At 71.9% G+C, this 9,031-nt stretch carries 8 protein-coding genes; 6 read left to right on the forward strand and 2 right to left on the reverse strand.

What is annotated here, in order from left to right; genetic code table 11:
* From ETD86_RS50060 to ETD86_RS50080, 5 genes are all read left to right on the forward strand, one after another.
* Positions 1-1,167 (forward strand): DUF7847 domain-containing protein (locus ETD86_RS50060; RefSeq protein WP_138673666.1); only part of this gene is annotated, 1,167 nt, incomplete at its 5' end.
* Complete coding sequence (locus ETD86_RS57655; RefSeq protein WP_211370828.1) at positions 1,164-2,096, forward strand: DUF4129 domain-containing protein; 933 nt, start codon at positions 1,164-1,166, stop codon at positions 2,094-2,096. The genes ETD86_RS50060 and ETD86_RS57655, both read left to right, overlap by 4 nt.
* Complete coding sequence (locus tag ETD86_RS50070; protein WP_246149454.1) at positions 2,093-3,307, forward strand: DUF4350 domain-containing protein; 1,215 nt, start codon at positions 2,093-2,095, stop codon at positions 3,305-3,307. Before ETD86_RS57655 ends, ETD86_RS50070 begins: the two co-directional genes overlap by 4 nt.
* Before the next feature lie 13 nt (positions 3,308-3,320).
* Complete coding sequence (locus ETD86_RS50075; protein ID WP_138673667.1) at positions 3,321-4,277, forward strand: AAA family ATPase; 957 nt, start codon at positions 3,321-3,323, stop codon at positions 4,275-4,277.
* 37 nt (positions 4,278-4,314) lie between these two features.
* On the forward strand, positions 4,315-5,688 hold the full coding sequence (locus tag ETD86_RS50080; RefSeq protein WP_138673668.1) for a DUF58 domain-containing protein: 1,374 nt from the start codon (positions 4,315-4,317) through the stop codon (positions 5,686-5,688).
* A gap of 34 nt (positions 5,689-5,722) precedes the next feature.
* Here the strand turns inward: ETD86_RS50080 and ETD86_RS50085 are convergent, their stop codons facing one another.
* A complete protein-coding gene (locus ETD86_RS50085) occupies positions 5,723-6,715 on the reverse strand; it encodes a stage II sporulation protein M (protein ID WP_138673669.1) in 993 nt (330 codons plus the stop codon).
* A gap of 51 nt (positions 6,716-6,766) precedes the next feature.
* On the opposite strand from ETD86_RS50085, the gene ETD86_RS50090 reads away from it, so the two are divergent.
* Positions 6,767-7,798: an RDD family protein gene (locus tag ETD86_RS50090; RefSeq protein WP_138673670.1), complete on the forward strand. Its 1,032-nt coding sequence runs from the start codon at positions 6,767-6,769 to the stop codon at positions 7,796-7,798.
* A 4-nt stretch (positions 7,799-7,802) separates the two neighbouring features.
* Here ETD86_RS50090 and ETD86_RS50095 read toward each other — a convergent pair.
* The coding region (locus ETD86_RS50095; RefSeq protein ID WP_138673671.1) for an LVIVD repeat-containing protein at positions 7,803-9,031 on the reverse strand (1,229 nt) is incomplete at its 5' end.

Consider the following 9,031-nt stretch of genomic DNA (forward strand, 5'->3'; position numbering starts at 1 on the left):
CCGCAGGCCTCCCCGTGGACCGCCCCGGGCCCGCAGCAGCCGGCCCCTTACGGGCAGCCGTACGGAGACCGACCTCCCCCTTATGGGCCTGGGCCCCAAACACCCTATCCGCCCCAGCCGCAACCCGGTCACGGCTACATGCCGCCGCCTCAGGCACTGCGGCCAGGCATCATCCCGCTGCGCCCGCTCGGCCTCGGCGACATCCTCGACGGCACGATCAAGCTCATCCGGTCCAACCCCAAGGCGGTGCTGGGCCTCTCGGCCGTCGCCGCCCTGCTCGCCGCCGTGCCCCTGGCCATCGGCCAGGCGTTCGTGCTCAACGCCATGGGCACCGCGCTGACCGACCCCACGACCCCGCCCGACCAGATCACCAGCGTCTACGGCATCGCCGCCCAATACGGCGGCTCGCTGATCTCGTACGCGGTCCAGTTCGTCGTGGTCACCCTGCTGACCGGCGTGCTGACCCGCATTCTCGGCCGGGCCGTCTTCGGCGGCAACATCACGGCCGGCGAGGCCTGGCAGCTCGTCAAGGGCCGGGTCCCGGCGCTGTTCGGCGTGGTGGGGCTGATGGCCGTCATCATGCTGGTTCCCATGGTGGTCTTCGTGCTGCTCATCGTGGCGATCTCGATGAGCAGCACCGGCGAAGGCGCCATCGGCCTGGTGATCGGGCTGACCATCCTGTTCATCATCGTGTACGTCGTCTACTACCTGTTCTTCTGGACCCGCTTCGCGTTCGCCTCGCCGGCCGTGGTGCTGGAGGGCAAGGGCCCGATCCAGGCCATGCGCCGCTCGTGGCACCTGGTCTCCGGCGACTTCTGGCGGGTGTTCGGCATCCTGCTGCTCACCTCCCTGCTCGTCGGCCTCCTGGGAGCCGTCGTGTCGGTGCCGTTCACGATCGCGGGCACGTTGTTCGGCATGCTCGGCGCGGGCTCGATGGCCAACGCCATCGTGTCCGCGGTGCTGATCGCGCTGGGAGCCACCCTCAGCGCGATGTTCACCTATCCCTTCCAGGCGGGCGTGGCCGGCCTGCTCTACGCCGACCGGCGCATGCGGAGTGAGGCGTTCGACCTCGTGCTGCAGACGGCGGCCATCGAGCAGCAGCGCCAGGGCTGGGTGCACGCCTCGGCCGACGAGCTCTGGCACCCGTCCAACTCCGCCGGATCGTGAGCCCGATCGACAGGGAGGAGGCCGCGCGCCGGGCCGCGGAGGAGCTCCTCAAGCCTGACTACGAGAAGGAGCCGCTGCTCGACCTGCTCTACCGGCGCTTCAACCAGTTCCTGGGCGACCTGGTCGACGCGGCGACGGGCGGCGGGCCGGTGGGCGGGATCATCGCCGCCGCGCTGATCGTGCTCATCATCGTGGGCGTGATCGTGCTCATCTCCTGGCAACTGCGCAAGACCGCACGCAGGAACGCGGCCGCCGTCGGCGGGCTGTTCGGGGAGCGGGCGATGAGCGCGGCCGAGCACCGGCAGGCCGCCGAACGACTCGCCGTCCAAGAGCGCTGGGGCGAGGCCCTCCAGGAACGCCTCCGGGCCATCGCCCGCGACCTGGAGGAACGGGCGCTGGTCGACGGCATGCCAGGACGCACGGCCGATGAGCTGGCCGCGGAGGCGGCGGTGTCGCTGCCGGGCTTCGCCACACAGCTGGCGGCGGCGGCGCGGTCGTTCGACGACGTCACGTACGGCGGGGTGCCCGGGACCCGCGAGACCTACGAGGCCATGGCCCACCTCGACGACCAGCTCCGCCAGGCCCGCCCCGTCCCCCTGTCCACGCCGTCCGGTGTCCCCGCCGTCGGGGTTCCCGTCGGCGTCGGAGCTCCTGCGGGCGCGGGCGCTCCGAGCCCCGGCGTGGCGGCGCCGGCGTCGGCCGACGTACTGCCGACCATGCCGGCGCCGCGTAGCGGGCCGGTGGGCGAGGGGCCGGCGAGCCAGGCCGCAGTGCCATCCGAAGCAGCGCCGGACCAAGGCGCGGAGGGCCAAGGCAGCGCAGCGGCGGGCCGAAGCGCGGACGGCCAGGGCGAGGCGGCGCAGGCGCATGACGCGGCTGATGAGGCCCAGGGCAGGCGTGCGTCCGAGTCCGATGGAGGGGTGTCGTGAGCGTGGTCATACCTCCGACGGCGGCGCCGGCCGGGCCGCAGGCCGGCCCCGCGCCCGGCGGGTCACAACCCACCTCACCCACCACTCGCTCCGCCTGGACGGCCAGCCGCATGATCGTGCTGCTCGGCGCCATCCTCATCCTGGTAGCGGTGATAGGAGTCCTGATCGCCCCGACCCGGGGACCGTCCCGCCCCCTGGACCCGGCGGACACCTCCCTGGCCGGCTCCAAGGCACTCGCCGAGCTCCTGCGCTCTCGCGGCGTCCAGGTGGACAGGGTCGACTCCGTCCAGGCGGCCTCCGACATGGCCGCACGGGGCGGCAACCGCCTGCTCCTGATCACGGACACGACGTACTTCGACGAGGACACCCTGTCCAGGATCCCGGGAGACCGCCTGATCGTCGGCGACGTCTTCGGCCTCCAGACCCTCGCCCCGGGGGTGCGCACCCACCCGGAGGCGACCCGTACCCGCTCCCGCGAGCCCCAGTGCCAATTGCCCGCCGCCCGGCTGGCGGGCAGCGCGTACATGGGCGGCAGGGCGTTCGACGCCCCGGCGGGTGGCACCGGCTGCTACCCGGCGACCGGCGGCGGACACACCCTGGTCAGCTACCCGAACGCGGGCGGCGTCACGACGGTCGTCGGCGACGGCTCGTTCATGACGAACCTGCACCTGCCCGAGGACGGCAACGCGGCGCTCGCCCTCAACCTGATCGGCTCCGGCCGCCCCGTGACCTGGCTGATCCGCCCGGAGCGCCCACCGGCGACGGAGCTGCCCGGCGAGCGGGGCCAGTCGATGTACGAGCTGATGCCCGACAACGTCCGCTGGACCGTCTACATGGCGATCATCGCCGTGGCCGTCACCGCGCTCTGGCGGGGACGGCGCCTGGGTCCCGTGGTGGCCGAGCGGCTGCCGGTCATCGTGCGGGCGGCAGAGACGGTGGAGGGCCGCGGCCGCCTCTACCGGGCCAGACGCGCCAGGCAACGCGCCGCCGACTCGCTGCGCGCGGGCACGATCGACCGCCTGACCCCCAGACTGGGCCTCACCTCGGGCGCGGGCCCGCAGGAGGTCGTCGCGGCGCTCGCCGCCCGTACTGGACAGGACTCCCATCAGGTCGGCGCGGCACTGTACGGACAACCCCCGGCTGACGACGCCGCCCTCGTCGCCCTGGCCGGATATCTGGACTTCATCGAGAGGCAGGTCAGTGAACTCTGAGGAGACATTCCGCGTGACGACGTCGGCCGAGTCGGCCAGGGACGCGCTCGCCGCGCTGCGTGCCGAGGTGTCCAAAGCCGTGGTGGGGCAGGACGCGGTGGTGACGGGGCTGGTCATCGCGTTGTTGTGCAGGGGCCACGTGCTGCTCGAAGGCGTGCCCGGCGTGGCCAAGACCCTGATGGTGCGTACGCTGTCGGCGGCTTTGTCCTTGGATTTCAAGCGGGTGCAGTTCACGCCCGACCTGATGCCGGGCGACGTGACGGGCTCGTTGATCTACGACACGAAGACCGCGGAGTTCGAGTTCCGCGAGGGTCCGGTGTTCACGAACCTGCTGCTGGCCGACGAGATCAACCGTACGCCGCCGAAGACACAGGCCGCGTTGCTGGAGGCGATGGAGGAGCGGCAGGTCAGCGTGGAGGGCTCGGCCAGGCCGCTGCCCGACCCGTTCGTGGTGTGCGCGACCCAGAACCCGGTCGAGTACGAGGGCACGTACCAGCTCCCCGAGGCGCAGCTCGACCGGTTCCTGCTCAAGCTGACCGTGCCGCTGCCGCCGCGGGAGCAGGAGATCGCGGTGCTGGAGCGGCACGCCCGCGGTTTCGATCCGCGTGACCTGTCGGAGGTCAAGGCGGTCGCGTCGGCCGAGGACCTGGCGGCGGGACGGGAGGCGGCCGCGAAGGTGCACGTGGCGCCCGAGGTGCTCGGTTACATCGTGGACGTGGCCCGCGCCACCAGGAACTCCCCGTCGCTGCAGCTGGGCGTCTCCCCGCGTGGGGCGACGGCGCTGCTGGCCGCCTCACGGGCGTGGGCGTGGTTGTCCGGCCGCCCGTACGTCACCCCCGACGACGTGAAGGCGCTGGCCAGGCCGGCGTTGCGGCACCGCGTGCAGCTCAGGCCGGAGGCCGAGCTCGAGGGCGCGACCGCGGACGGCCTGCTCGACGGCATCCTGGCGTCGGTCCCGGTTCCGCGGTGATGCCGGCTCTGACAGGAACCGGCGTGGTGGTGACCGCATGGCGCTGACGGGACGTGCCGGTCTGGTCGCGGCGCTCGGGATCGTGGTGGTGCTGCTCGCGCCCCAGCCCGGGGCCGCGCTGGCGGGGGTGTGCCTGCTGCTGGCCGCCGCGATCGTGGTGGACCTGGTGTTCGCCGGGGCGGTGCGGCCGCTGCGCTTCCACCGTTCCGGCGACACGCTCGTACGCCTGGGCCAGCGGGCCACGGTCGAGCTGATCGTGGAGAACCCGGGCGGCAGGCGGGTACGCGGCGTGCTGCGGGACGCCTGGCCGCCGTCCGCGAACGCCACCCCGCGGACCGCCGCCCTGGACGTGCCCAAGGGCGAACGCCGCAAGATCGTCGTGACGCTCGACCCGACCAGGCGCGGCGACCGGTCCTCGGTGGCGGTCACGGTCCGCTCGCTCGGCCCGCTCGGCCTGGCCGCCCGTCAGGGCAGCCATCGGTCGCCGTGGACGGTTCGGGTGCTGCCGCCGTTCCTGTCGCGCAAGCACCTGCCGTCGCGGCTGGCCCGGCTCCGGGAGTTGGAGGGCCAGCACCCGGCGCTGGTACGCGGGCAGGGCACCGAGTTCGACTCGCTCCGCGAGTACGTGATCGGTGACGACGTGCGTTCCATCGACTGGCGGGCCACCGCGCGCCGCCACGACGTGGTGGTACGCACCTGGCGCCCGGAACGCGACCGGCGCGTGCTGATCGTGCTCGACACCGGGCGCACTTCAGCGGGCCGGGTGGGCGACGCGCCGATCCCCATGGCCGGTGCGACGGCGGGCGGCAGCGGCTTGCTGGTCAGGCCGGATCCGCGGCCGGCGCCGGGCTGGCCGCGGCTCGACTGGTCGATGGACGCGGCGCTGCTGCTGGCCGCACTCGCCGCCCGGGCCGGCGACCAGGTGGACTTCCTGGCCTACGACCGGGCCGTACGCGCCTGGGTGGCCGGAGCGTCCCGGACCGAGCTGCTGTCATCGCTGGTCAACGTGATGGCGCCGATCGAGGCGGAGCTGATCGAGGCCGACTCGCAGGGCATGGTGGCGTCCATCCTGTCGCGGGCCAAGCGGCGCTGCCTGGTCGTGCTGCTGACGGACCTGAACTCGGCATCCCTCGACGAAGGGCTCATGCCGGTGCTGCCGCAGTTGTCCTCTCGCCATCTGGTGCTGGTGGCCGGGGTGTCCGATCCGCGCGTGGCCGCGATGGCGGCGCGCCGGGGGTCGGCCGAGGACGTGTACGACGCGGCGGCGGCCGAGCACGCCCAGCTCGAACGGCGGCGCATCACGGCTCGGCTGCGGCGGCACGGGGTCGAGGTCGTGGACGCGCTGCCGGAGGACATCGCGCCCGCCCTGGCGGACGCATACCTGGCGCTGAAGGCGGCCGGACGCCTGTAGGCGGTGAAGGCCGCCGGACGCCTGTAGGCGGGCCTCAGGCGGTTGGGGCGACGTCGGGGGCGCGTTCGATGTCGCCGGTTTCGTTCTCGCGCAGGGCTCGGCGGCCGAAGACGATCACGTACGTCAGGAAGACCACTTCCGCGACCACCCCGATGCTGATCCGCGCCCACGTGGGCAGCCCGGACGGCGTCACGAACGCCTCGATCAGCCCCGACACGAACAGCACCACGACCAACCCCAGGGCCACGCTCATCACCGCCCGCCCCTGCTCGGCCAGCACCTCGATGCGGCGGCGCGGCCCGGGGTCGATGACCGTCCAGCCCAGGCGCATGCCCACGGCCGCCGCCAGGAACACGGCGGTCAGCTCCAGCAGCCCGTGCGGGGTGATCAGCCCGAAGAAGATGTCCAGCTTGTCCCTGGAGGCCATGAGCCCGCCGGCGACACCGACGTTCTCGGCGTTCGCGTAGAGCGCGTACGGGATCGGCAACCCCAGCAGGACCGAGTAGATGATCATCAAGGCGGAGACCCACGCGTTGTTGATCCACACGGCGCTGGCGAAGGACGCGGCCGGGTTCTCCGAGTAGTAGTCGGCGAATTCGTGCTCGACGAGCTGGGTGATCTCGTCCTCGGTGAAGATCGACGCCTGGACCTCGGGATTGCCCGCGACCCACGCGCCCAGCGCCCAGGACACCGCCACGAACGCCAGCCCGGTGACCAGCCACCACCACCGCGCCCGGTAGGCCACCACGGGGAACGACACCGTGAAGAACCGCACCAGTTCCCGCCACGCGGGCGTGTGCGCACCGGTCACCGCCGACCTGGCTCTGGCCACCAGCGCGGACAGCCGGCCGGTCAGCATCGAGTCGCCGGCGGAGGAGCGGACGATGGACAGGTGGGTCGCCACCCGCTGGTAGAGGTCGACCAGCTCGTCCACCTCGGCGCCGGTCAGCGACGAGCGGTGCTTGACCAGGTGGTCGAGCCGGTCCCAGGCCTGGCGGTGCGCTGCGATGAACGCGTCGATGTCCACCAGAACATTCTGGCCGCTCGATCACCCGTACATAGCCGTTAGGCTCCACATATGTCAGAGGTTGTGACCGGCGACGCCGTCGTCGTCGAGGTACGGGTGGCGCAGATGCCCTCCCGCGCGCTGGCGATCATCATTGACCTGGCCGTGCAGCTGACCGTCCTGGTGGGCGCGTACGCGATCTTAGGCGCATTCGCCATCATCTCGGACTCGGCGATGCTCGCGGCCGTCATGCTCTTGCTGGTCGTGCTGGTGATGGTGGGTTATCCCGTGCTGTTCGAGTCGCTCAGCAGGGGGCGCAGCCTCGGCAAGCTGGCGCTCGGGTTGCGCGTCGTGAGCGACGACGGCAGCCCTGAGCGGTTCCGGCAGGCGTTGTTCCGCGGGCTGGCCGGGGTGCTGGAGTTCTGGCTGCTGTCCGGCGCGCCGGCGCTGATCTCCTCGCTGGTGTCGCAGCGGGGCAAGCGGCTCGGCGACGTCTTCGCGGGCACGATCGTGATCTCCGACCGGGGGCCGCGCGACAGCGGGCAGGCCATCGTGATGCCGCCGCCGCTGGCGGCCTGGGCGGCCACGCTGGAGTTGTCCCAGCTGCCCAACGAGGTGGTGCAGGCCGCCCGGCAGTACCTGTCGCGGTGGCACGACCTGTCGCCGCAGGTCCAGCACGAGATGGGGGTGCGGATCGCGACCCAGACGGCGGCGTTCGTCTCGCCCGCGGCACCGCCTGGGGTGCCGCCGCACGCGTACCTGAGCGCCGTCCTGGCCGAGCGTCGCCGGCGGGAGGAGGCCCGGCTCGCGCAACGCGCCGGCGCCACCGCCGCCAACGGCCTTCCGCAGGCGGGGCCGTACCAGACGGGCCAACCGAGTCCGTACCAGGCGGCCCAGCCGAGTCCGTACCAGACGGGCCAGCCGAGTCCGTACCAGACGGGCCCCTACCAGGCGGCCCAGCCGGGCGGCCCGTACCAGGGGACGCAGCCGGCTCCGCAGTCCGGGCCTTACGGGCAACCCGGGCCTTACGCACAGCCCAGGCCGCCGGCGCCCGCGCCGGAGCCGCCGAAGGCGACTCCGGGCGGGTTCGCGCCACCTCAGTGAAGGGTCACCAGGAGCGGTACCGCTCCTGGGTCTGCACGTTCAGCCGGTCGAACCGGACGTGCCTCGCGCTGTCCGTCAGCGGATCGCTGATCTTGACGATGTCGAAACCGGCGTGGAAGTCGGCCCCGTAGATGTAGCCGTTGTAGTAGTAGGCGGACCAGATGCCGCCTCCGCCGCCGGCCGCGCGCGGACCGCGCTCGAAGTAGCCGATCTCCTTCGGGTTGGCGGAGTCGGTGAAGTCCCAGATCGACAGCCCGCCCATGTACCAGGCCTGGACCATGATGTCGCGGCCCTTGACCGGGATCAGCGAGCCGTTGTGGGCCACGCAGTTCTCCGAGTCGGCCTGGTGGCGCGAGATCTTGAAGTAGCTCTTGAAGACGAGCTGCCCCTTCACGATCTCGTAGATCGCGTCCGCGCCCTTGTTCGGGCCCGTCGCCTCGTTGCAGGTGGCCGCGCCGCCGCCGCCGAGCTCGTCGGTGAAGACGACCTTCCTGGCGTCGTTGCTGAAGGTGGCCGAGTGCCAGAAGGCGAAGTTCGGGTCCGTGGTCCTGGCGGTGATCTTCGGGTTGAGCCGGTCCGAGATGTCGAACAGCACGCCGTCGCCCATGCACGCGCCTGCCGCGATGTCCCTCTCGGCGTAGGCGGTGATGTCGTGGCAACCCTGGGTCGGCAGGAGCAGGCCGGGCTGGGTCTCGTTGCCGCCGTCGGGGAAGACGACCGGGGTGGCCGCCACGGCCGCGGCCGCCGGGTCCTTGAGCGGCACCTTGATGATCGAGATCTTGTCGTGCGGCGGCAGGCAGTCGGGGAAGTTGGCGGCCGGCAGGTACGACGACACGTAGACGTAGACGTTCCTGTGCTTGTCCCCGCCCTTGCCCGGGACCAGCGTCAGGGTGTGGGAGCCGCAGTTGGTCTCGACGGACTTGATGTACTTCGGGTTGGCCTTGTCGGAGACGTCGAAGATCCGAACGCCCTCCCAGGCCTCCTTGTGGTCGGCCGTCAGACCGGTGCTGTTGCAGGAGTCGTTGTTGCGCGAGGAGTCGACGGCGGCGAACAGCAGGTTGCCGTACACGCTGACGTCCATCTGGGAGCCCGGGCAGACCACGGAGCTGACGACCGTGGCCTTCTTCGGGTCCCTGATGTCGTAGATCGAGAAGCCGCCGTAGTTACCGACGTAGGCGTAGCCGTCCTGGAAGGCGATGTCGGTGTTGATGGTGGCGGGGAGCGGGGCGGGCT

Origin of the sequence: Nonomuraea turkmeniaca, from assembly GCF_005889735.1 — a bacterium.
In the GTDB taxonomy this organism is placed as follows: domain Bacteria; phylum Actinomycetota; class Actinomycetes; order Streptosporangiales; family Streptosporangiaceae; genus Nonomuraea; species Nonomuraea turkmeniaca.

Excerpts from the sequence above, each read along its gene's own strand:
- ETD86_RS50080 (WP_138673668.1), top strand. The coding sequence starts at position 4,315 with ATGGCGCTGACGGGACGTGCCGGTCTGGTCGCGGCGCTCGGGATCGTG.
- ETD86_RS50090 (WP_138673670.1), top strand. The coding sequence starts at position 6,767 with ATGTCAGAGGTTGTGACCGGCGACGCCGTCGTCGTCGAGGTACGGGTG.